Source organism: Nitrincola salilacus, from assembly GCF_046271865.1.
In the GTDB taxonomy this organism is placed as follows: Bacteria; Pseudomonadota; Gammaproteobacteria; order Pseudomonadales; family Balneatricaceae; genus Nitrincola; species Nitrincola salilacus.
Map to the genome: position 1 here is coordinate 2,276,793 of NZ_CP176580.1, position 23,537 is coordinate 2,300,329.

Below are 23,537 nucleotides of genomic sequence, written 5' to 3' on the forward strand. Positions count from 1 at the left end.
GCAGCCTGATCAAGCGGCGCTCCTCTGGTCGGATGTTGGCACCTCTTCTCCATCCCTGAACTTTACTCCGGTAATGACTTTGGCAAGATAGTCAAAGCCCCGTAGTTTTCTCCATTTTCCTTCAGCACACATGCCCAGCTTGAACATCATATGCAGCATGCCCGCTCTCGACAGGCAACCTTTTGAGCGCTTGGTCCGGTGGCGTATCGTACCGAACGTTGACTCAATCGGGTTCGTCGTCCTTATGCTTTGCCAGTGCGGGGCCGGGAAGTCGAAGAAGCTCAACAGCTCTTCATGATCCTTTAGCAGACACTCAGCCACCTTAGGGTACTTTGCCTGATACGTTCTGATGAAGGTATCGAACGCCTTTTCAGCATCGGCTCGTGTCTCAGCCTGCCAGATATCATGCAGCGCCTGCTTGGCTTTAGGCTGACTTGACTTCGGCAGTCGATTCAAGACATTGGCCGTTTTGTGCACCCAGCAGCGCTGCTGACGTGTCGATGGGTACACGTCCTCCAGCGCTGCCCAGAACCCCATCGCGCCATCGCCTACGGCCAACTCGGGTGCATTCATCCCGCGTCCCTTGAGACTTTCCAGCACGGCTTTCCAGCTTAGTGTCGACTCGCGTGCACCATCCTCAATGGCCAGGAAGTGCTTCTCGCCACGCTCATTGACGCCCATCACTACCAGCGCGCATAGCTTACTCTCCTCTGATCGCAGACCACTGTAGATGCCATCAGCCCAGATGTAGACCCAGCGGTCCTTATCCAGCGATCGCTTGCGCCACGCCTCATACTCATCGGCCCACTGGCGCTTCAGTCGTGACACCGTGTTGGCAGATAGCCCCTTTGCTTCAGGCCCTACCAGAGCTGACAGCGCCTCCTCCATCTCACCAGTCGATATTCCTTTCAGGTACAACCAAGGCAGGGCAGCCTCCAGACTCCGGGTCTTGCGAACATACGGCGGCACCAGTGCAGACCGAAAGGTCACCGCTTCACCATCCTTGCTGCGAACCTTGGGCACTTTCACTGTAACCGGGCCAATGCCGGTTTGGATCTCGCGCTCAGGCAAGTAGCCATTACGGACGATGGAGGCTCTACCATCATCCAATCGGCGATCCTGGTACGCCTCCATGAAGACAGCTAGCTCTGCCTCAATCGCTTGATGGATCAGATCCCGCGCTCCTTGGCGCAACAGATCAGATAACGGATCTCTTGTCTGATCTCGACGGGCAAACTCAACAAGGGTATTCTTGTTCATGGCGGTGTATCTCTTCTGTTGATTCGTTTTTTGGCGATTACAAATCAACCAGATACGCCGCTTTTTTTCAACTCTTCCGAACACCAGATTCAGTTATAACTCTTAGCCCACGAGATATAGGATATATTCTTGTCATGTCTCCGATTTCATACGCTTTAGCGAGAGCTATTTTATATGTGGTATGCGGGATGGATGCTGCAAGCAACCAAGGCCATGCGGACGGTGAGGGAACGCCCAAAAAAGGTATCATAAGCAGAGCTATAAATGATTGCACAACAGCAATCATAAGCATCATTATGATTTTATCATCATGCCCTTTGACGGCTGTATTCCAAAATGCATGTAACAATGCAGCAACAAGAACTGCAAATATAACAATAGAGATGTTCATATGCTTATTCGTCTTTACAATGGGTATGAAAAAGTGTGCATGAAGGAGCTCTCATTTGACACATTAATTAATTTTATGGTGCTATTTGCGATCCCCTCAGATGTTAGGCCGAAATGCTTAAGAATTTGCTCGGTACTTCCAGTTGGAGCAAAATCAGAGACTCCTAAATTCATTATCGGCTTCGAATTTTTTCCTAAGATGATCTGAGCCACTCTTGAACCCATCCCTCCACAGGAATTTCCTTCTTCGACTGTGACAATAAATCTATAATTAGCTGCCTCTTTAAAAAGAATGATCTCATCGATTGGGCGAACGCTTGATGCATTTATTAGCCCACATGAGACATTCTGTTTTTCTAAAATATCTATGGCGCCTATCGTCTCTTGGACCATTAGTCCATTCGCAATAAAAAGAACATCAGATCCGGCTCGCAACTTATGCGATTTCCCAAATTCAAACCTGATACTCTCTTGTGAAAATGATGAGACAGGTGTTCGCAGAATGCGTACAAACGTAGGCCCTTGATGCTTAATCGCTGCTTCTGTAGCGGAACGTGTCTCAGCAGGATCACCTGGAACTGCAATGAAGATGTTTGGTATTGCTTGTATAAGCGCCACATCCTCGGGAGAGTGATGAGTTGCCCCTAGAGCACCATATGCAAAACCAGGGCTAACACCAAACAGTTTCACATTAGCATTAGAGTAGCCGACATCCACCTTAATTTGTTCAAAAGCTCTTGCGCATAAGAAGGCTGATGCTGAGCAAACAACGGGGATCAAACCAGCGTTGGCCAAACCGGCTGCAACACCAATCATATTCTGCTCAGCTATCCCTACATTAAACATTCGATTGGGGAAGCGAACGTCGAACTCGGTCATGCCAGAGGAGCTGATGGAGTCGTTGCATACAACGACGATACGGTCATCTATATTAGCAAGTTCCATAACCTTAGATGAAAACTCATTTCGGCAGTCAATCTTTTTGATCATTTTCATAACTCTAGTAAAAATATTGTATAAATAGAATTAGGAGTTAAGCTCCAATAATGCTTTTTCAAGTTGGTCATCTGTTGGTATTTTATGATGCCACTCTGGCATTTCTTCCATGAAAGAAACACCTTTTCCCTTAACTGTGTTGCAAATAATACAATGCGGCTTGCTGCGCTTGTTTTCTGAGAATTCAGTTAATATTTCTTCTAATTGGTTGATGTTGTGGCCATTAATTAATGATACATGCCAGCCAAAGGAGTGAAACATTTCTGGTAATGAAGATAAGGAAACAACGTCTTCTGTAGATTTGCTATGTTGAAATAAATTCCTATCAATTATGCATACGAGATTGGAAAGTCTTTGATGACCAGCGAGCATTGCAGCCTCCCAGTTACTTCCTTCTTGCATTTCACCGTCACCACAAAGCACAAATATTTTACGGTCGGAGTTTTGAAGTCTAGCTGCAAGAGCCATTCCCACACCAATCGGAAGACCATGACCTAGTGGTCCGGTACTGGTCTCTACAGCTTTGATTTTCTCAGATGCAGGATGCCCCGAAAATAGTGAGTTCTCAGCAGAAAAGGTCATAAGTTCATCATATGAGATAATATTTCGCAGATACAATGCAGAATAATATGATAGCGCGGCATGGCCTTTACTAAGTATAAAACGATTACGATCAGGGCAACTAATGTTATCAATATTGGGATAAAGGATGCGAGAGAAAAGAACAGCCATTATGTCGGCACAAGAAAGGTCACCACCAGGGTGGCCGAGTTTAGTTGAGTTTGCAATTGTAAGTGAAATAACACGTATTTTTCGAGCAACATCCCGTGGGTGCATTAATTTTTCCTACACTTTAATTTTAGTGATCGTTAGTTATTGAGCAGATATCAACTTAGTCTTGAGCAAAATTTTTTGAGGTCATAATTAATACATGACTTCGTAGCTTATGCATTTTTCAGCCGGATTAATTGCTAGAAGTAAATGTTTTATATATGGCCTCTGCTTCTATTCTCACTAACGCCAAGTAGGTCAACGAATTAAAAATAGAATAAGAGACGGATTACAATGCTTACACCTGGGTGAAGCAGGGATCCATATCGATTGCCTGGGCGCTGACAATTGTGTCAGTTGCTAACTGGCTGATGAACAGGGGGAATATCAGGTGGTGGATCATCCGTGAAATAAACTGCACGTTAAGTCTCTTCCGTATGTGAGTGTGCAGGCACTATATTGAATCATTGTGACAATTTTGTTAAGTAAATATGTTATTTCTGTGACATAAGTACTTTTATGACAGTATGAATTTGATGGTGCCAGGAGCTTTGTCAGATTCTGACAGGGCGCGTCCGGTTGTCATACGAACGCGTCTGTATCCCATAATCAGAAATCACCAGGTGCGCACTGCAGACAGGTCAGCCCTAACGTACGCCACTGTGCCACCACGCTGTCGCGATCGTCCAGCACCAGCCAGGGTGAGAAACCTGCTTCGTGAATCTCATCCAGCAGGCGGGCTTTGACCACTTCATCCTTTTCATGGTCATCACCGGCTTTGCGCAGAAAAACCGCATCGAAGGGGATCTCGCGACGTGTCAGCCACTCCAACGTTTGCTCACGATGAGTGTCGGGGCGTCCACTGCAGATCACGATCTTCTGCCCCTGTTGTCTGAGTAGCATTACCAGTCGATACACCGGTTCAATGCGCTCTGCATTGGCCATATGGGCAAAAAACGGGTCCCAGTGCTTCTCATCACCAAGTACCCAGTGGCGGACCTCTTCAGGATTGAACTGCGCCAGGGTGCCATCCACATCAACTATCACTGTATCCTTAACCAAAATACTGCTCCTTGAAGCTTGGGGTCATGTTGTCTGAAGTAAGATTAATGAAGGTCCAGGTGCTCTGATTGCCATCAGGTGGCAGCACCAGAACCGGTTGCGCATTGCCGACTCGATCACCCTCAGGAGTACCGGTGGCCAGCGCGCGAATAACGCGGAAGATACCCGAGTGGGCTACGACCAGAGGCATCTCATGCTCCAGCAACTGATTGAGAGCCAGAAGTACCCGTTGCGTAAAGTGATCCCAGTTTTCGCCACCGGCAGGCGTCTCTGTGTAGGGGATCAATGTTTCCCAGGGGGCACCCTCAAGATCACCCCAATCGCGCTCACGCAGACCTTCCAATAGTGTCAGCTGTTGGCCCGATGTTGCCAGTTGCGCGGTTTCATGTGCACGCTGTAAGGGGCTCACACCGATCACGCTCCAGTGGATATCGGCAAGCAACTCTGCCGCGCGGCGTGCCTCTTCACGACCGGTATCACTCAATGGTGTATCGGTACTACCTGCGATCAGTCGCAGTTGATTCATGGGTGTTTCGCCATGACGAAGAAAGATAAATGGCTTTTTAGTCAGTTTCATGACAATCCTGTGTTGTTATGTCATCTATTAAAGATACTGAAATCAAGTATATAAATTATAGATGTAAAGCTGATTCATATATAAAGCGTTCTCCGAAAGCTTTCTTCCAACGCTCTGTTTGCTGCATGGAGCAGAACAGAGGGATCACCTGGCTGGCACTCAGATCATCGGCAAGATTCTGCAGGTCGCTCAGGCGAGGGTGTACATTCCAGCGCAACCATTTGGCGCGTCCCGCTGCTATATCGGCGCGCGCTTTAGCTGGCGTGTAGCCGGTATAGATCACCTGACCGGTGTAGCTTTCATCCTCAATCAAGCGACCCGATTCACCGCCGATACCATTGGCATTTGCCGCCAGCCGGATCAATCGTGGATGGTCAGATTCCCGGGCATGCCAGGGGATTGGTGTCAGTTGGCTGAGTTGCGTTTGTACACCGGGAAGCAGGAGATCAGGTGACAGTTGCAGCAGTGCTTGCATGAATCCTTCGCATACTGGGTCAAGCGCCCATTCGATCTGTTGCGCCTGGCACCACAGGGCCAGCTCCAGTGCACGACCTGATGGCGGCACAGGAAGCAGTGTAGGAATCAGTGTCGGCCCAGTCAGTCGCTCCAGCAGTGCCTGTCGGCACTCTGTCTGATCGGTGTCGTAGGTGCCGTAAGAGGCATCCAGAAGTGCCAGATCCGCAGGCGGTGGCTGGTCAAACGGATAGAGCAGTGACTCGGTACTGAAATCTCCGCTGTAGAAAATCCCCCCGGCCAGATCCAGGTGCAGCCAGAGGCCACCTAACGAGTGCCCGGCCTGTCCGCAGGTGATGCGAACGCCTTCTATCTCTATCTCTCCACGCGTCGGCAAGGGGTGCCATAGCCGTCCACTGGGTAGGCTGCGGGCAACCTGAGCCGTGCAATAAAGCGGGATATAGTCCGGGAGCCAGCGCACGGAGCCAATATGGTCAACATGGTCATGGCTGATCAGGATGGCATCGATGCTCTGATCCTGCCCCTGAGCTAAGCCCAGGCCCAGATACCAGTCGCAAGGCTCATCCGGTTGCATCGGCCCACCGGCATCCAGCAGCAGGCGTCGACCATGAGCATGAATCAGGATGGCTGCCGGTGCTTTTTCACCCAATCCACTGATGATCTCAACTTTAATACTCATGCGGCGGGCTCCAGGCTCCAGCCTTGCTGAAGTGTCACATGAACCTGTACACCGGGTGACAGGCTCGTTGAGTGATAGCAGGTGAGTTCATCACCGCCTTGAAGCGCTACTTTAACCTCATGCCGCTCTCCACGGAAACAGCAATCGATCACTTGGGCGGGCAGACCCTGTGGCATTGTTTCTGCCTGAGCGGCCAGTTGAATATGTTCAGGGCGGATCAGAACAGGCGTGTATAGTGCTGATGAGTTCTCCGGTCGTGTAGAACGACGCCGTGCAAGAGCCATCAGATCAGAAGCCTGCAAAGGCTGGCCGGGTGCGATATCCGGCAGTTGAAGTATGCTGCCTTGGCCGATAAATCCGGCAATCCACTCGGTTCTCGGTGTCTGATACAGTTCTTCCGGTCTGGCCCACTGCACCAACTGTCCCTGATGCATCACGGCAATATGATCGGCCAGCGACATCGCCTCGCTTTGATCATGGGTGACATAGATCATGGTGGCGCCGGTACGGCGGTGAAACTCACGGAAGCTATCTTCCATCGAGGCACGCAGATGTCGGTCCAGGTTGGCCAGTGGTTCATCGAGCAGTACCACCGAGGGATCAGTGACCAGAGAGCGGGCGAGTGCAACACGCTGGCGCTGGCCGCCACTGAGATCCTGAGGCATGCGATCCGCAAGCGCTTCCATCTTCACTGTTTCGAGTGCTTCAAGCACACGACGTTTGTACTCAGCACCTTTGATATGACGGTGTTTCAGCGGGTAGCCGACATTCTCTGCCACACTCATATGAGGCCAGAGGGCATAGGACTGAAACACCATCCCCATGTTGCGCTCTTCAGTCGGCACCTGCCAGCCGTCGCGTGCCAGACACCTGTCGTTGAGCAGGATCTGCCCGCTGCTGACCTGCTCAAAACCAGCCAGCATTCTCAGTGTGGTGGTCTTGCCGCAACCGCTTGGGCCGAGCAGGGCAACGAAAGCCCCCTGTGGAATGCTCAAACTCAGTTCATGCACGGCAACCGATTGGCCGAAACGCTTACTGATATTATCCAGTATCAGTTCTGCCATGGTATGACTCCTTTAGGTAGTCGAGAGGCCATCAGGCTCAATAGCAACATGATCGTTGCAACCATAATCACGACCAGCACGGCGATGGCGGAGGCCAGAATACTGTCGCCGCTTTCATCCAGATTGAAGATCAGCACGCCCAGAGTCTCCTTTCCAGCGCTCCAGAGTAGGGCAGAGACAGTCAGCTCATTGACCGCAGTGAGAAAAACCAGCAGGCCCCCGGCAAATACGGCGGGTGCAATCAGTGGCAGCAGAATATCGACCAGGCGACGGATGCTGCCTGCCCCGGCAATACGTGCCGCTTCCTCAAGGCTTCTGTCCAGTTCGCTGAAGCTGGCATTGATCGGCTTCAGACTGACACTGATGAATCGGGCAAGATAGGCGATAAAGATGATGCCAAGCGATCCATACAGTGTGATATTCAGCAGTGGCAAGGGTTTTGCGAACAGCAGAATACAGGCGATGGCAAGCACGACACCTGGCAGCGCGTAGGGGATCTCTATCATACTGATCAGGCTGCTGCGTGCGCGGTCCGACATTCCCTGCATCAGATAGGCAAGCAGGGTAGACAGCAACATCAGTAGCAGTGCTGCGCCACCGGCCAGCAGCAGGCTGTTACTGAAAGCGCGAAGAGTCACGCTCTGGCGTCCGATCATCTCGTAATAGGCGCTCAGTGTCATCGTGTCCAGTGTCAGTCGCACGCCCAGCGCCGGTACCAGCGAGCTGGTTATCAGCGCGGCCAGCGGGGCGATCAGGATGATGCCGAGCAGAATAAACAGCAGGCCCTGAAGCGGCAGTCGCCAGCGACCGAGTGCGAAATCCTGCGCTTTTCCGGCATGGCCCAGCAGTCTGAAGTGACTTTTCTTCAACATCTGCTGTTGCAGCATGACACCGATCAGGGCGAGAAGGCCGATCAACACCGACAGGGACGCAATCTCCGGCAACACGCCAGTACCAAAGCTGGACATGCGCTGATAGATCAGCGTCGGCAATACATAATAGGATGCCGGAATACCCAGCATCGCAGGGATACCGAAATTGCCCAATGCCGATACGAAAGCAATTGATGCCCCGGCAACCATGCCGTTACGAGTCAGAGGCAGAATCATATCCAGCCAGACATGACGCTGGCGAGCGCCGCTGATCCGGGCGGCTTCGATCAGATCACGCGGCAGATTGATCAGACTGGTGCGCAGTGCCAGAAACACCAGTGGAGCGTGCTGAATACCGAGTAGCAGCGCGATCCCCTCGGCAGAATAGAGCGGCTGTGGCGACCCCAAGGGCGGAGCGATCCCCAGCGTGTTGAGCAGTGGGCTACCGGGGCCGGTCATCTGTAACCAGCTCAGAGCAGTCACCTGCGGTGGAATCATCATAGGCAGCATGAAGCTGAAAACCAGCAGGGTTTTCCAGCGGATATCAGTCAGTGTCACGGTAAATGCAAACAGGCTGCCCAGTATCACCGCGATCAGTGTGCCGACTCCTGCGGTATATAGGCTGTGCCAGAACGCTCGCCAGGTGGCAGGCTGTTGCAACACGCGCATCATGGGCGAGTCGGCACCGAGTTGCCATCCCTGCAGCGCTTCAAGCAGCAGACGCAGGGTTGGCAGCAGTGTCAGTAGGCTGATCAGTAAGAGGATCGATAACAGCAGCCAGCGGGGCTGGCTGCCGGAGTCAAGCGTTGTGAGCATCAGTGATCAACCGCTGAAGATATCGCTGAAGCGCTGCTTGTTGGATTCCGCATTATCCAGTGCTTTGCCGGCATCCAGAGGAATCATCTTGATTTCGCTGCGTGCAGGGAAGCCTTCGGGTGGGTCGATATCGGCACGGGCAGGCAGGTAGCCTTGCTCACGTACAAGCTTCTGGCCAGTCGCTGAAAGCAAGAAGTCGACAAACTTCTGTGCCGCTTCCATATTGTCAGCCTGTTTCAGGATGGCAACTGGCTCAGTAACGGCAGTGACCCCTTCTTCAGGAAACACAAACTGAATCGGTGAGCCCTTGGCAGCTTCACGAATCGCCATGAAATCAACAATCACGCCATAGGGCTTGGTGCCGGATGTGATCGCGGTAAGCACACCACCATTGCCGCCATGAGCGGTAGCGCCGTTGTTTTGCAACTGCTGATAATAGTCCCAACCCATCTCGGCCTGATCGGTCAGTGCAGCCAGATGGATCAATGCTGCACCGGAGTAAAGCGGACTGGGCATCACCACCTGATTGCGATAGTCAGATGTGGTGAGGCTCTTCCAGCTGTCTGGCTTCAGTGGTGCCTGGGTGTGATAAGCGATGCCGGTGGTGATCATCTTGGTGCCATAGTAGTAACCCTCCTGATGATACAGCTCGGAATCGTACTGGGAGCGCTCCGGGCTCAGGTAGGGGTGCAGCAGGCCTTCACGATTGAGCGATTCCATAGTGACACTATCGGCAATCAGCAGCACATCCGGTTTCGATACGCCGGCACTCATCTCGGCTCTCAGGCGAGTCATCAACTGTGTGGTTCCATCACGTACCCATTCAACCTTGATCTCGGGATGGGCGGCGGTGAAAGCGTCGACAGTCATCTGAGCATCGGTGTTCGGCTGGCTGGTGTACAGAATCAGGGATTCCTGAGCGAAGGCCATTACAGGCATGGCCAGTGCGGTCGTCAGTATCCAGCGGTGCAGGGTCGGGCAGGGCATAGCGGCATCTCCGGTTGGTTGGATCAGAGATGTCAGCGTACTGTCATCGAATGACAATAAAGTGACATTAACCTTTCGAATCAGCTGCCGGATCTTTCGCGTTGATCGGTTTTGTTTTCGTTTTCAGGAGAGGTATATGAGTGCCAGTGAACGTCGCCAACAGATTGTCGTTCTGATCAATCAGTCCGGCAGGCAGAGTCTGGAACAGTTGGCCGAGAGATTTAATGTGTCTGTCCAGACTATCCGCACCGATATACGCGTGCTGGCAGATCGAGGATTACTGATGCGTCGGCATGGTGTCGCGGCTCCCTTTCCCGGTCGGGAAAATGTCGATTTTGATCAGCGCCAGATTGTGAATCGCTCGGGTAAACGGGTGATCGCCGAGCAGTGTCTGGAGCTTATCAGTGACTATCAGAGTTTGTTTCTGGGTACTGGTACAACGGTGGAGCACCTTGCTGATCTGCTTAATCTGCGTAAAGGAATACGGGTGATGACCAACAATATCCATGCCGCTACGCGCCTGTGCCACCATCCTGATTGTGAGTTGATCATTGCCGGTGGACTGGTACGCAAGCGTGATCAGGATGTTGTGGGTGGCGATGCACTGCAGTTTTTCTCCCGCTTTCGTGTGGATATCGGCATCGTGTCTGTTGGTGGTATGAGCCGTCATGGACAGTTGTATGATTTTAATACCGATGAGGTGATGGCGCGTGAGGCGTTACTGCTTAATGCGCGGCAAAAGGTGCTGCTGCTCGACAGCGCCAAATTTGATACCGAGGCCTGCTGCAGTGCCGGACATCTGACCGATTACGATATTGTGGTGATGGATCAGCCTCCTGGCGCGTCACTGCGCAGTGAACTGTCTGCTGCAGGTGTGCGACTGATCTGCTGAGCGGCTTTCGGAAGCTGAATGTTGAATGAGAGCATCAGGCAGGTCTGAAGAATTACTACCAAGGTACTGTTTTTCTGCTGCCAATGCGGCATGTCGGATCAAGCCTCTCCCTGCCTATTATGGAGGCATGAAGTCATTCACTTCTCCATTGAATATTGCACGTCATAAAAAAAAGAGGCAAACATCATGATATACGCACAACCAGGACATCAGGGCTCCAAGACTACCGTTAATGAGCGCTATGGCAACTTTATTGGCGGTGAGTGGGTTGCGCCGGTAAAAGGGCAGTATTTCAAGAATATCTCGCCTGTGAATGGCGAAGCCTTCTGCGAGATTCCACGCTCTACCGCTGAGGATATCGAACTGGCGCTGGATGCTGCACACAAGGCCAAAGCGGCCTGGGGCACCACCTCCGTGACCGCACGCTCCAATATTCTGCTCAAGATTGCTGACCGCCTGGAAGCTAATCTGGAGATGCTGGCCGTTGCAGAAACCTGGGACAACGGCAAGGCCGTTCGTGAAACCCTGAATGCCGACGTGCCACTGGCTGTTGATCATTTCCGCTACTTTGCCGGTACCATCCGTGCGCAGGAAGGTGGCATCAGCGAAATCGATCACAACACGGTTGCCTATCACTTCCATGAACCGCTTGGCGTCGTTGGGCAGATCATCCCCTGGAACTTCCCGCTGCTGATGGCTTGCTGGAAACTGGCTCCGGCACTGGCGACTGGTAACTGCATCGTGCTCAAGCCAGCCGAGCAGACGCCCTGGTCGATCCTTAAGTTTGTTGAACTGATTGCAGATCTGCTGCCACCTGGCGTACTCAACGTAGTAAACGGCTATGGTGCCGAAGCGGGTCAGGCACTGGCTACCAGCAAGCGTATCGCCAAGATCGCTTTTACCGGCTCTACCCCTGTTGGCGCACATATTCTGAAATGTGCGGCTGAAAACATTATCCCATCTACCGTCGAGTTGGGTGGCAAGTCACCAAACATCTATTTTGAAGATGTGGTGAGCTTTGAAGACAACTACCTGAGCAAATGTGTTGAGGGTACAGTACTGGCGTTCTTCAACCAGGGTGAAGTGTGCACCTGCCCGTCACGCCTGCTGATTCAGGAAACCATCTACGATCAGTTCATCAGCATGGTGATCGACCGTACCCGCCAGATCAAGCGTGGTAATCCGCTGGATACCGAAGTGATGGTTGGGGCACAGGCGTCGCAGGAGCAGTATGACAAGATCCTCAGCTATCTGGATATCGGCCGCGATGAAGGCGCTGAAGTGCTGATCGGTGGTGGTCGTGAAGCGCTGGAAGGTGGCCTGAGCACCGGCTATTACATCCAGCCGACACTGCTGAAAGGCAACAACAGCATGCGCGTGTTCCAGGAAGAGATCTTCGGGCCTGTGGTATCTGTGACCACCTTCAAGGATGAGGCTGAAGCGCTGGCGATTGCCAACGATTCTGAGTTCGGTCTCGGTGCCGGTGTCTGGACACGAGATATGAACCGCGCTTATCGCATGGGTCGTGGTATCGAAGCGGGTCGCGTCTGGACCAACTGCTACCACCATTATCCTGCTCATGCTGCTTTCGGCGGTTACAAGAAGTCTGGTGTTGGCCGTGAAAACCACAAGATGATGTTGAACCACTATCAGCAGACCAAGAACATGCTGGTCAGCTATGATACCAATCCGATGGGGTTCTTCTGATCGATCGGCTTGTCTTGAAAGCAGGTTAAATTAAACACTTAACCTGCTGATTTAAAAGCTCGTCAGGTTTGCGTCTGACGGGCTTTTCCTGCTTTTGGAGGACGGTTACCGGCAGAGGTCCGCTTATTGGAAGGATTAGCCCCTGCAGCCGCCTTGCCTTTCCCCGCGGGAGCCTTGTGTGTCCGTGGTGGCAGGCCTGTGTGCTGGGTCAGTATTCGTCCCTTGGCAGTTCTGGCTGCTCCCGGGGTATTCTTTCGGCGCGCACTGGTATACTGGCTGTCGCTGTCTTCGGACGGAATCAACTGATGCGGAGCATCGCCGATCAGATCCACACGTCCCATATTGGCCAGTGCTTCACGCAGCAGTGGCCAGTTGTCGGGGTCATGCCAGCGCAGGAACGCTTTGTGCAGGCGGCGCTGCTTCTCACCCTTGACGCTCTCAACCTTCTCAGAGCTTTTCTTATAACTCAATTTGCGCAGAGGGTTGCGGCCGGTATGGTACATCGCCGTGGCAGTTGCCATCGGGGAGGGGTAGAAGGCCTGCACCTGATCCGCTTTGAAGCCGTTTGTCTTCAGCCAGAGTGCCAGGTTCATCATATCTTCATCGGTGGTACCCGGGTGAGCGGCGATGAAGTAGGGGATCAGGTACTGATCCTTGCCAGCCTCTTTGGAGAAGCGCTCAAACATCTTCTTGAAGGTGTCATAGGCACCGATGCCGGGCTTCATCATCTTATCCAGCGGGCCGCGTTCAGTGTGTTCCGGCGCAATCTTGAGATAACCGCCAACATGGTGCGTGACCAACTCGCGTACGTACTCGGGGTCCTGAACCGCCAGGTCATAACGCAGACCGGACGCGATCAGAATCTTCTTGACCCCTTTCAGGCGGCGCGCATCACGATAAAGCTGCGTCAGGGCTGAGTGATCGGTGTTCAGATTGTTACAGATGCCTGGGTAAACGCAGGAGGGTTTTCGACACGCGGCCTCGATCTCAGGCGTTTTGCAGGCGATGCGATACATGTTCGCAGTCGGCCCGCCAAGATCAGAGATAACACCGGTAAAACCGGGTACTTTGTCGCGAATCTCTTCGATCTCGCGCAGAATCGATCCCTCTGAACGGTTCTGAATGATTCTGCCTTCATGCTCGGTGATGGAGCAGAAGGTGCAGCCGCCAAAGCAGCCGCGCATGATATTGACCGAGAAGCGAATCATCTTGTACGCCGGAATCTCCTCCTTGCCATACACAGGATGAGGAACGCGCGCATAGGTGAGGTCAAATACATAATCCATCTCTTCGGTGGTCAGGGGTATCGGTGGCGGATTCAGCCAGACCTCCTGATCCCCATGCAGCTGTACCAGTGCCCGCGCATTGCCGGGATTGGTCTCCAGATGCAGCACACGGCTGGCATGCGCATACAGCACGGGGTCCTGACTGACCTTCTCGAAAGAGGGGATACGGATCACTGTTGTGGCGCGATCCAGCTTCGGCTTGGGCAGAATATGCAGCACCTGCTCCTCGTCTGGATCAAACGCGAGTGTGTTGTTGACAGTGTCGTTTTGCTCCAGTGAGCATTCCGGCAGGTCACGTGTGTTGACGTAGGGATTGATGATCTTGTCGACCTTGCCGGGGCGGTCGATGCGCGTGGAGTCGATCTCCATCCAGCCTTCAGGCGTGTCTTTGCGCACAAACGCCGTGCCGCGCACATCACGAATCTCTGCGACCGCTTCACCAGCTGCCAGGCGGTGCGCCACTTCGACAATGGCGCGCTCGGCGTTGCCGTAGAGCAGCAGGTCGGCACGCGAGTCCAGCAGTATGGAGCGACGCACCTTGTCCTGCCAGTAGTCGTAATGAGCGATTCGGCGCAGTGAGGCTTCGATGCCACCCAGAATCAGCGGCACATCCTTCCAGGCCTCACGACAGCGCTGGCTGTAAACGATACTTGCCCGATCGGGGCGTTTGCCAGCGATATTGCCTGGTGTGTAGGCATCATCGGAGCGGATCTTTCTGTCAGCCGTGTAACGGTTGATCATCGAATCCATATTGCCTGCCGCAATACCGAAAAACAGATTCGGCTTGCCCAGCGCCTTGAAGGCTTCGGCACTGTGCCAGTCTGGCTGCGCGATGATGCCGACACGAAAACCCTGAGCTTCCAGCAGGCGCCCGATGATCGCCATGCCAAAGGAGGGGTGATCGACATAGGCATCTCCCGTCACAATGATAATGTCGCAACTGTCCCATCCGAGCTTGTCCATCTCCTTGCGGCTCATCGGCAGAAAGGGGGCAGGTTTGCTGCGGGTAGCGGGCCTGAACTGGGCGCGGGTATGGATGGGTGTTACGGCTTGCGTCATGGCGGAGGTACTGTCTGAGGGATTAGTCAAACGGTCAAGTATACGCGGAATGCAAAAAAAGGTCTTTGATTACTTGAGTCATTTACAAGGCTAAAGGGCGAAGTTTTTTGCGCTCAATCAAGGTGCAATCCTCTGACAGATGCTACTCTTCGTGTCATCATCAAGACAAATATTGGGAGAGCCAGTTGATAACTTGATGCGCAGTGACAGGAGTAGAAATTGAGACATACCATAACACTCGACAACGGCGGAATAGTTGGCTTGGACGATGACGGGGCTGGTGTCCCGCTCATTCTAATCCACGGTTGGCCGGTCACAGACCTCCATTGGCGATTGATAATCCCCAAGTTAAGATCAGCCGGTTACAGGGCGATTTCGGTAACTCCTCGAGGACTCGGAATGGAAACTTCGGGCCAAGGAAGTTTTGACAAACTTACGATCGCATTGGAGATATCTGAAGCAATCGACAAGCTGTCGCTATCAAACTTTGCCATCATTGGGCATGACTGGGGGGGCACGATCGGCTATTTACTTGCTACAAGGGCTAGAGAGAAATGTTTCGCGCTTGTAGTTGAAGAGGAGATTCTTCCAGGTGTTGATGTTGATGTACCGGCGCCAGGTTCAGACTACTACCCAACTTGGCATGGTCCGTTCAATCGTGCTGAAGGCTTAGCAGAGAAATTGGTTCCCGGACGAGAAAGTGAATACTATGGCCTTTTTCTGAGACAAAGTGCAGGAAAGTTTCCACTCGAGAGTTTTGCAATCGCAAAATATCTCGAAAATTATGTCGGTGAATCGCAACTCACATCAACTCTCGGATATTACAGATCGCAAACTAAAGACATACTGGATATTCGCTCCGAACGGGAATGGCCGCTAGATATGCCTATGCTTGCGCTCGGTGGTGAATTTGGTATGGGCAAAGCTGTAGGTTTGGGGCTTAGTGAGTTTGGAGTCAATGTCACCTCCAAAGTCATACGGAATGCCGGGCACTATCCGGCAGAGCAAGAGCCGGAACTATTTCTTGAGATACTTTTAAGCTTTCTGGAAAGCTCTCGGCCGGACCTGAAGAGTCGATGACCTGTTTCAACGGGGTGACTGCGGCCAGGGATGGCCGCAGTCAAGGTCTACAGGGATGTACTGGTGGCCGTCCCTGTTGAGACAGTAGAGCAACACATTAAGTCAGATCCTCTCCCCACTGCTTACATCAAAAAAAACCGCCTTGCCCATATTCAGCATCAGCGTCATTGCTTCACCGGGTTGGCGTGCCTCATAGGGATCAACACGACAGTTCACCTCCTGGCCGTTCATCCTGACCAGTACCAGCGTATCGGCGCCGGTTGGTTCTATTACTTCAACTGTAGCATCCACTCTGGCAATGCCGGGGTTGTCGTCGTAATGGGGGATAACATGGGTGATCTGTTCAGGGCGGATACCCAGAATCACGGTCTGCCCAACCATCTGTCTGACACGTTGCTCCTGATCCGGGATCGGCAGGTAGTGCGTGACACCATCGATGGCCAGTTCGATACAGGCTCTATCCTGTTGCTGCACGACCATCACTTCAATGAAGTTCATTGAGGGTGATCCCATAAAGCCGGCAACAAAGCGGTTGGCCGGGTTGTCGTAGACCTCCTGCGGGGAGCCGAACTGCTGAATATGCCCATCTTTCATCACCGCAATTCGGTCCGCCAGGGTCATCGCTTCGATCTGATCATGGGTCACATAAACAATAGTGGTGCCGAGGCGCTGATGCAGTTTCTTGATCTCGGTACGCATCTCGACCCTGAGCTTGGCATCCAGATTGGAGAGGGGTTCGTCAAACAGGTAGATCTTCGGCTGACGAGCCAGAGCACGACCCATCGCCACGCGCTGGCGCTGTCCACCAGAGAGCTGACCCGGCTTTCTATCCAGTAGATGTTCGATCTGTAGCAGTTTGGCGACTCTGTCTACCTCATTGGCGATCACATCCTTGGGCAGTTTGCGGATCTCAAGGCCGAAGGAGATGTTCTTGCGCACATTCATATTCGGGTAGAGCGCATAGGACTGAAACACCATCGCGATATCGCGGTTTTTCGGCAGTACACCGGTAATATCCTGATTGGCGATGCTGATGGAGCCGGATGTAACGTCTTCAAGACCCGCGATGCAGTTCATCAGGGTCGATTTACCGCAGCCGGATGGTCCGACGAGGATGATGAACTCACCATCGCGGATATCCATATTGATCCCTTTCAGGATATGGGTCTGATCGAAGGATTTCTCTACATTTTCAATATTTAAACTGGCCATCTTATTATTCTCCTAGCCTTTGACGCTGCCGGCTGTCAGCCCGCGCACGAAATATTTACCAGCGATCACATACACCAGCAGTGTGGGCAGGGCGGCGATGATTGCACCGGCCATATCCACGTTGTAACGACGCTCCCCGGTGGAGCTGTTCACCAGGTTGTTCAACCCGACCGTGATCGGCTGGGATGAGGGATCAGAAAAGGTCACGCCAAACAGAAAATCGTTCCATACCTGAGTAAACTGCCAGATCACGCAAACTGTCAGTATCGGGGTCGACAGCGGCAGCATGATGCGGAAAAAGATGCGCCAGAACCCTGCGCCATCCAGTTGTGCGGCCTTGACCAGCTCACCGGGAATGGTCACGTAGTAGTTGCGGAAAAACAGGGTCGTGAATGCGACGCCATAGATCACATGGGTGAAGATCAGACCGACGATGGAGCCGCTGATGCCCATCTTACCGAGCACGGTGGCATGGGGCAGCAGTATCGCCTGAAAGGGGATGAAGCAGCCAAACAGCAGCAGGCCGAAGAACAGATTGCTGCCCTTGAAGCGCCAGAAACTCAGGACATAGCCATTGATGGCACCAATCATTGTCGAGATCGCCACGGCTGGCAGTGTCATCAACAGTGAGTTGATGAAATAGGGGCGCAGACCTTTCTCGGAACGCGCGCCGATCTGCGCCTGATCCCAGGCGATGCGCCAGGCATCCAGGCTCAGTTGCGTTGGCCAGTCAATCAATTGCCCCAGGCGTATCTCATCCATGGAGCGGAAGGAGGTCACGATCATCAATGCCAGTGGCAGCAGGTAGTAGAGCGCCATGATCCCGAGCAGGGCATAGAGAATGGCGCGTCCGCTGATATCGCTGTAGCGACGTTGGTTATGCTCAGTCATGTTTTTTCACCCTAAGCTCGGAGTACAGATAAGGCACCAGAATCGCAATCACGGTCAGCAGCATGATCATCGCAGACGCCGCCCCGATACCCATCTGGTTGCGGGTGAAGGAGAGCTGATACATGAAAATGGCCGGTAGGTCCGAACTGATACCCGGTCCGCCGCCAGTCAGTGCCAGCGCCAGATCGAATGACTTGATCGCAATGTGCGCCAGCATGATGAAAGCGCTGAAGAAGACCGGGCGCAGGCTTGGGATGATGATGCGGGTGTAGATGGTAAAGCGTGAAGCACCATCTATCTGCGCGGCTTTTATTATGCTGTCATCGACACCGCGAAGACCTGCCAGGAAAAGTGCCATGACAAAACCAGAGGACTGCCAGACTGCGGCAATAACGACGGTGTAGATCGAGAAATCGGGATTGACCAGCCAGTCAAACTGGAAGCTATCCCAGCCGAGGCTTTGTACGAACTGCTCCAGACCCACCTGAGGATTGAGCATCCATTTCCAGACGGTACCGGTGACGATGAAAGATAGTGCCATCGGGTAGAGATAGATGGTGCGCAGCGCGCCTTCGGCACGGATTTTCTGATCCAGAAGTATCGCCAGCAGTAAACCGAGCACCAGACAGATAGCGATGAACAAAAAGGCATAGATACCCAGATTGCCCAGTGCAACAAGCCAACGCTCATTGTTGAACAGGCGAACGTAGTTGTCCCAGCCGACCAGGCCATAGCTTGGTAGCATGCGGGAGTTGGTAAAAGAGAGTAGCCCAGTCCAGAAGATGAAGCCGTAGAAAAAAACCACTACGATCACCAGAGTGGGTGACAGCACCAGTTTGGGTATCCATTGGGCAATGCGATCTGCAGGTGAGCGTGCAGGCGCAGGAGTACGAGCAGCCTGCGACGATGAAGTCAGTGTTTGAGACATGGTGGTGTACCTGTGCAGCTTTGGCTGAATCTGCACCGGTGCTGCGCATGACAGGCCGGTGCAGGATAAGGCCCTTACTGGGCTGCGCGTATGGCTGAAGCCAGCTGGCGCACTGCGTCCTGGGAGCTCATGCTACTGTTGAAGAAAGTTGTCGTGACATCATAAATGGCGCCCTGAACCGCCGAAGTGGTGGACATGCCATGTGCCATTGAAGGCACCAGACCCTGACCGCTCTCAGAGGTGCTCTGGAAGGTTTCCATGGATGCCTTGGCACAGCTGTCAAACGGGGTCATATCCTGATCCAGACGGACGGGTATAGAGCCCTTGTTCAGGTTGAATGTTTCCTGGAACTCGGGGGAGAGAACCAGTCGTGCCATTGTCTGCTGAGCACTCACATTATCGGCGTCACGCTGCATGAACATCGCCAGAGAGTCGATATTGAATGCAAACGCATCTTCAGTGCCAGGGAAGGGCAGGCAGAGATAGTCGGTGCCGGGCTCCATGCCTGCGGCTGTGAATTCACCCTTGGCCCAATCGCCCATAAACTGCATGCCAGCCTCGCCTTTGATGACCATGGATGTGGCGATGTTCCAGTCACGGCCTGGGAAGCCGGGGTCAAGGTACTCACGTGCTTTACGGAACTGATCAAACACTGTTTCCATCTGTGGGCTGAGCAATGTGTCCTGATCGTGCTCTACAAATGCTTTGCGGAAAAATTCAGGTCCGCCGGCACTCAGTGCGATGGACTCAAACACTGTCGCATCCTGCCAGGACTGGCCACCATGTGCGATTGGGATAATACCGGCTGCCTTGAGCTTGTCTGCAGTTTCCCATAGCTCATCCAAGGTGGTCGGCACCGATGCTCCGGCTTTTTCCAGCGCGGCAGGGTTGACCCACATCCAGTTTACGCGGTGTACATTGACCGGGACTGCGACATAGTAGTCATAGTGTTTCATGATGTCGGCGACAACGGGAGGCAACACGTCATCCCAGCCTTCCTGTTTTGCGACCTCTTCAAGATTGGCCAGGAAGCCAAGATCTGCCCATTCCTGAATCTCAAGCCCTTTGATCTGTGCAGAGGAGGGAGGGTTTCCAGAAACCGCACGAGCACGCAGAACGGTCATGGTGTTTTCACCACCGCCACCAGCCACTGCAAAATCTTTCCAGGTATGCCCCTCTTTTTCCACCATTTCGCGCAATACGCTGACGGCGGCGGCTTCACCACCTGAGGTCCACCAGTGCAGTACTTCAACTTCACCGGCAGTGGCTGTAGCAGAAAGGGTGGAAACAGAGAGAGCGGATGCGATCGCAGCTGCCATGAAACGCTTTTTCAGATACATGAGAGTTTGTCCTCAACTTATTGTTTTTATCTGGCGGACTCAGCCTGAAGGATCCAGTACTGATATTATTGCCAGACCAAATTTAATCCCTGTGCCGGACATTTACACGTAAGGAAGAGTTACCAATTGTTACTGCAACCTGCTTGGTGAGAGTGTGATGGAGAGCTTGTTATTAATAAAAAAATAATTGTATTTCATACTGTTATTGAGTTTTTGTAAAGTGAAATAAATGTAAAAAAATTGTTACATTCACTCCCTGGGTACGCGTATCTGCACCTCAAGACCCTGCACGGGAAGATTGTGCAGCTTGATCTCGCCACCATGGCTGTGCACGATATTGCGGGCGATTGTCATGCCCAGTCCACTGCCACCAGTATGCCTGTTGCGCGACCCTTCGAGTCGAACGAAGGGGTCGAAGATATGCTCAAGCTCTGACTCCGGAACTCCGGGGCCATTATCGGTGATGATGATCGTGATGCTGTCTGACTCATCCACCACCTTGATCCAGGCCTCGGAACCATAGAACACAGCATTATGTATCAGATTAGACAGGCAGCGTTTGAATGCCATCGGCTTGCCGGAAAAAAATACCGGATAGGGCATCTCGATATGCACCTGCCGTTGCAGTACAGCCACCTCTTCCTGGATCGCTTCCAGCATCGGTTTGAGCTTGATGCGCCCCGATGGCTCGTTCAGATCACTGCCGCGGGCCAGTTCAAGAGCGCCCTGTACCAGTTGTTCAAGCTCGGCAAGATCCTGGTTGATTTTATCTCTGGTTGGCTCATCATCAAGCAGCTCGGCGCGCAATCTAAGGCGAGTGATGGGGGTCTTGAGATCATGTGAAATTGCCGAAAACAACAGGTCGCGCTCACTGATGAATGTCAGTATGCGGCGCTGCATCAGATTAAAGGCGCGTGCAGTCTCTCTCACTTCATAAGTGCCCTGTTCGGGTACGGGTACCTGATGAATATCACGCCCGAGCGACATGGCTGCTTTGGAGAGTCGACGCAAGGGTTTGGTCAACCAGCGCACGATAAACCAGCTGCTGAGGATCAACACCAGTGACAGTATCAGGGTGAACGCCAACTGATCACCGGTGAAAGCCGGTATCCCTTCAACCACATAAGGGTCTGGCAGCATCAGGCTGGCCAGATAGAGCCAGTCGCCACTTTCCATCTGCATCTGCGCCACCAGCACTGGTGCCGGAGGATTCAATACCAGGTTGTTCTGTACCCATCGAGAGGGTAGTTCGGAGAAAAGCACGCCGCTGTTGAACACTCGGAGCTTATCCGGGTAAGCGAAATCAACACGAAGTTGCCCCATGCGTTGTCCAACTCGCTCACGAAATGCCAGTTGGTACTCCTTTATCAGCTCCAGTTTCAGAGGATTGTCGGGGATCGATTCAAAATCGACATATTCCTGATTGACGCTCAGAAAATATCGGCTACCCCCCATATTCCGTTGCTGATCAATGATAATGTGCTGATAAGCCTTGGGTAGCCCTTCAAAATAAGTGACCGTCTGCGCCATGGAGATCGCCAGATCCTGTACGCTGGCAGCGGCATCTGCCTCCTTATCGCTCTGGATGGCGTGCAGCCAGATGGTTGTGGCGATAAAAAATGAGCCGCCGACAGCCAGCATCATCACCAGCAACAGGCGGCTGTACAAAGATGAAAAAGCTTTCGGAAGGAAAGTGAGAACGCGCTTGAGCATCTACAGATACTCGATGTTAGTGCTCAACAGATAGCCCTGCCCACGCACAGTTTTAATCAGCTGTGGCGTTTTGCCGTCATCATCAAGCTTATGTCTGAGACGGCTGATCTGGACATCTATGCAACGATCGTAAGGGCTCAGCTCACGCCCCTTCAGTCGCTGAAAGAGTGATTCGCGGCTGATGATCTCGCCAGGGTGGGCGATGAATATCTGCAGCAGGTCGAAATCGGCGCCGTTAAGTGGCAGCTTATCCCCGCGTTCGTGGATCAACTGACGGTGCAGCATGTCCAGTGTCCAGACACCGAAACGGATCATCTGGCGATTCGGTTCCGGGTCGGTATTGCGCTCCTCAATCCGACGTAACACTGCCTTGATTCTGGCCAACAGTTCTCTGGGGTTAAAGGGCTTGTTCATGTAATCATCGGCGCCCAGCTCCAGGCCGATAATCCTGTCTGTTTCATCGGAACCGGCTGTCAGCATAATGATAGGAATGGCAGAACTGGCACGAACCTTCTTGCACAGCGTAAATCCATCCTCACCCGGCATCATCAGATCCAGGACGATCAGATCGAAATCGTTTTTTTCAAGTTGCGACAGCATCTGCTGCCCATTGTGGGCAGTGGATACCTGAAACTGATTGCGCGACAGGTAAGTGTCCAGTAGTTCCGTGATCTCGTGGTCATCATCCACCACAAGGATATGCGCAGGGGAGTTTGTAGGGTTCATAACTTCTTATTGTTGGTTGATCATGAACACTATATTGGATGGTAGTGGTATGAACAATGCCCGTTTTCCCCCACAGTAGTCGAAACCGGTTGATAAAAGAGTATCCTCATTCTTTCTCGGGACTTGCGTACGGATGTTAAAGAGGCAACAATAGCTGCATGAAAGATAACTTTACACCCTGTTACATGATCGCCTCCGGATATCCGGCTGCTCTGAAAATCCCCGTTACAGGGCACAGCAGCTAAGCTGTGCCCATGCCATCTGGCTGACGGCAGTGCGCCGGAGGTCATCGTGTTTTCAGTTTTTAATTAATTTATTATCGAACCACGCCTGCTTTCATGGCGTTTTTTTCGTTGGAGTAATACATGTCTGATATGCCTGCTATTGTGATTTCCGAGCTGGATATTGACCGGCTTGAAGGCTTGCTGGACAAGAAACCCTACCGTGATGATCCAACATTTAATACACTCAAAGCTGAGCTGGCCAGAGCGACCGTCGTCAAGCCCGAGCAGGTTCCGGGCGATGTGGTGCGCATGAATTCTGTGGTGACTTTCGAGGTGGAAGAGAGCGGACAACAGTTTCAGATGAAGCTGTGCTTTCCGCACGAGATGAAAGACGCCCAGCAGGCGATCTCAGTTTTTGCGCCCATCGGTGGTGCGTTGATTGGCTTGTCTGTTGGGCAGAAGATAGATTGGACTTTACCCGACACCAAACATCGTCACGTAAAGATTATCCGTGTGGAAAATCCCGCCTGA

21 protein-coding genes are annotated in these 23,537 nt (G+C 52.6%); 4 read left to right on the forward strand and 17 right to left on the reverse strand.

Features of this window, described 5'->3' with window-relative positions:
* Nucleotides 1–9 precede the first annotated feature (9 nt).
* The 10 genes from ACK3CJ_RS10850 to ACK3CJ_RS10895 all read right to left on the reverse strand — a co-directional run bounded on the left by ACK3CJ_RS10850 (nucleotide 10) and on the right by ACK3CJ_RS10895 (nucleotide 9,948).
* On the reverse strand, nucleotides 10–1,260 hold the full coding sequence (locus ACK3CJ_RS10850) for an IS256 family transposase (RefSeq protein ID WP_409522858.1): 1,251 nt from the start codon (nucleotides 1,258–1,260) through the stop codon (nucleotides 10–12).
* A gap of 67 nt (nucleotides 1,261–1,327) precedes the next feature.
* Nucleotides 1,328–1,651 carry a hypothetical protein gene (locus tag ACK3CJ_RS10855; protein WP_409526418.1) on the reverse strand — a complete coding sequence of 108 codons (324 nt, stop codon included), beginning with the start codon at nucleotides 1,649–1,651 and terminating at the stop codon, nucleotides 1,328–1,330.
* A 14-nt stretch (nucleotides 1,652–1,665) separates the two neighbouring features.
* A complete protein-coding gene (locus tag ACK3CJ_RS10860; RefSeq protein WP_409526419.1) occupies nucleotides 1,666–2,640 on the reverse strand; it encodes a transketolase family protein in 975 nt (324 codons plus the stop codon).
* Between the two features lie 36 nt (nucleotides 2,641–2,676).
* A complete protein-coding gene (locus tag ACK3CJ_RS10865) occupies nucleotides 2,677–3,483 on the reverse strand; it encodes a transketolase (protein WP_409526420.1) in 807 nt (268 codons plus the stop codon).
* Nucleotides 3,484–4,026: 543 nt separating this feature from the next.
* On the reverse strand, nucleotides 4,027–4,479 hold the full coding sequence (locus ACK3CJ_RS10870) for an HAD family acid phosphatase (protein WP_409526421.1): 453 nt from the start codon (nucleotides 4,477–4,479) through the stop codon (nucleotides 4,027–4,029).
* Nucleotides 4,472–5,056: a histidine phosphatase family protein gene (locus ACK3CJ_RS10875; protein WP_409526422.1), complete on the reverse strand. Its 585-nt coding sequence runs from the start codon at nucleotides 5,054–5,056 to the stop codon at nucleotides 4,472–4,474. Before ACK3CJ_RS10875 ends, ACK3CJ_RS10870 begins: the two co-directional genes overlap by 8 nt.
* 55 nt (nucleotides 5,057–5,111) lie before the next feature.
* Nucleotides 5,112–6,209: an MBL fold metallo-hydrolase gene (locus ACK3CJ_RS10880; protein ID WP_409526423.1), complete on the reverse strand. Its 1,098-nt coding sequence runs from the start codon at nucleotides 6,207–6,209 to the stop codon at nucleotides 5,112–5,114.
* Nucleotides 6,206–7,273 (reverse strand): ABC transporter ATP-binding protein, encoded by a 1,068-nt coding sequence (locus tag ACK3CJ_RS10885; RefSeq protein ID WP_409526424.1) that lies wholly within the window; start codon nucleotides 7,271–7,273, stop codon nucleotides 6,206–6,208. The genes ACK3CJ_RS10880 and ACK3CJ_RS10885 overlap by 4 nt, the downstream gene beginning before the upstream one ends.
* Entirely contained in the window at nucleotides 7,261–8,961 is a 1,701-nt protein-coding gene (locus ACK3CJ_RS10890) for an ABC transporter permease (protein WP_409526425.1), read from the reverse strand. Before ACK3CJ_RS10890 ends, ACK3CJ_RS10885 begins: the two co-directional genes overlap by 13 nt.
* Before the next feature lie 6 nt (nucleotides 8,962–8,967).
* A complete protein-coding gene (locus tag ACK3CJ_RS10895; protein ID WP_409526585.1) occupies nucleotides 8,968–9,948 on the reverse strand; it encodes an ABC transporter substrate-binding protein in 981 nt (326 codons plus the stop codon).
* 136 nt (nucleotides 9,949–10,084) lie between these two features.
* On the opposite strand from ACK3CJ_RS10895, the gene ACK3CJ_RS10900 reads away from it, so the two are divergent.
* Both ACK3CJ_RS10900 and exaC read left to right on the forward strand, forming a co-directional pair.
* Complete coding sequence (locus tag ACK3CJ_RS10900) at nucleotides 10,085–10,840, forward strand: DeoR/GlpR family DNA-binding transcription regulator (protein ID WP_409526426.1); 756 nt, start codon at nucleotides 10,085–10,087, stop codon at nucleotides 10,838–10,840.
* Nucleotides 10,841–11,026: 186 nt separating this feature from the next.
* Nucleotides 11,027–12,547, forward strand: a complete 1,521-nt coding sequence (exaC, locus tag ACK3CJ_RS10905; RefSeq protein WP_409526427.1) for an acetaldehyde dehydrogenase ExaC — start codon at nucleotides 11,027–11,029, stop codon at nucleotides 12,545–12,547.
* Between the two features lie 62 nt (nucleotides 12,548–12,609).
* On the opposite strand, the gene ACK3CJ_RS10910 is transcribed toward exaC, so the two are convergent.
* Complete coding sequence (locus ACK3CJ_RS10910; protein WP_409526428.1) at nucleotides 12,610–14,892, reverse strand: YgiQ family radical SAM protein; 2,283 nt, start codon at nucleotides 14,890–14,892, stop codon at nucleotides 12,610–12,612.
* 333 nt (nucleotides 14,893–15,225) lie between these two features.
* Between ACK3CJ_RS10910 and ACK3CJ_RS10915 the strand changes: the two genes are divergently transcribed.
* A complete protein-coding gene (locus ACK3CJ_RS10915) occupies nucleotides 15,226–15,972 on the forward strand; it encodes an alpha/beta fold hydrolase (protein WP_409526586.1) in 747 nt (248 codons plus the stop codon).
* 102 nt (nucleotides 15,973–16,074) lie between these two features.
* Here ACK3CJ_RS10915 and ACK3CJ_RS10920 read toward each other — a convergent pair whose 3' ends face one another.
* From ACK3CJ_RS10920 to ACK3CJ_RS10945, 6 genes are all read right to left on the reverse strand, one after another.
* Nucleotides 16,075–17,184 (reverse strand): ABC transporter ATP-binding protein, encoded by a 1,110-nt coding sequence (locus ACK3CJ_RS10920; RefSeq protein WP_409526429.1) that lies wholly within the window; start codon nucleotides 17,182–17,184, stop codon nucleotides 16,075–16,077.
* Nucleotides 17,185–17,196: 12 nt separating this feature from the next.
* Nucleotides 17,197–18,075 (reverse strand): carbohydrate ABC transporter permease, encoded by an 879-nt coding sequence (locus ACK3CJ_RS10925; RefSeq protein WP_409526430.1) that lies wholly within the window; start codon nucleotides 18,073–18,075, stop codon nucleotides 17,197–17,199.
* Nucleotides 18,068–19,003 carry a carbohydrate ABC transporter permease gene (locus ACK3CJ_RS10930; RefSeq protein ID WP_409526431.1) on the reverse strand — a complete coding sequence of 312 codons (936 nt, stop codon included), beginning with the start codon at nucleotides 19,001–19,003 and terminating at the stop codon, nucleotides 18,068–18,070. The genes ACK3CJ_RS10925 and ACK3CJ_RS10930 overlap by 8 nt, the downstream gene beginning before the upstream one ends.
* A 74-nt stretch (nucleotides 19,004–19,077) precedes the next feature.
* On the reverse strand, nucleotides 19,078–20,343 hold the full coding sequence (locus ACK3CJ_RS10935) for an ABC transporter substrate-binding protein (RefSeq protein ID WP_409526432.1): 1,266 nt from the start codon (nucleotides 20,341–20,343) through the stop codon (nucleotides 19,078–19,080).
* Between the two features lie 249 nt (nucleotides 20,344–20,592).
* Nucleotides 20,593–22,056 carry an ATP-binding protein gene (locus ACK3CJ_RS10940; protein WP_409526433.1) on the reverse strand — a complete coding sequence of 488 codons (1,464 nt, stop codon included), beginning with the start codon at nucleotides 22,054–22,056 and terminating at the stop codon, nucleotides 20,593–20,595.
* Nucleotides 22,057–22,782, reverse strand: coding sequence for a response regulator (locus tag ACK3CJ_RS10945; protein ID WP_409526434.1), 726 nt, complete (start codon nucleotides 22,780–22,782; stop codon nucleotides 22,057–22,059).
* A 365-nt stretch (nucleotides 22,783–23,147) separates the two neighbouring features.
* On the opposite strand from ACK3CJ_RS10945, the gene rnk reads away from it, so the two are divergent.
* On the forward strand, nucleotides 23,148–23,537 hold the full coding sequence (rnk, locus tag ACK3CJ_RS10950) for a nucleoside diphosphate kinase regulator (RefSeq protein WP_409526435.1): 390 nt from the start codon (nucleotides 23,148–23,150) through the stop codon (nucleotides 23,535–23,537).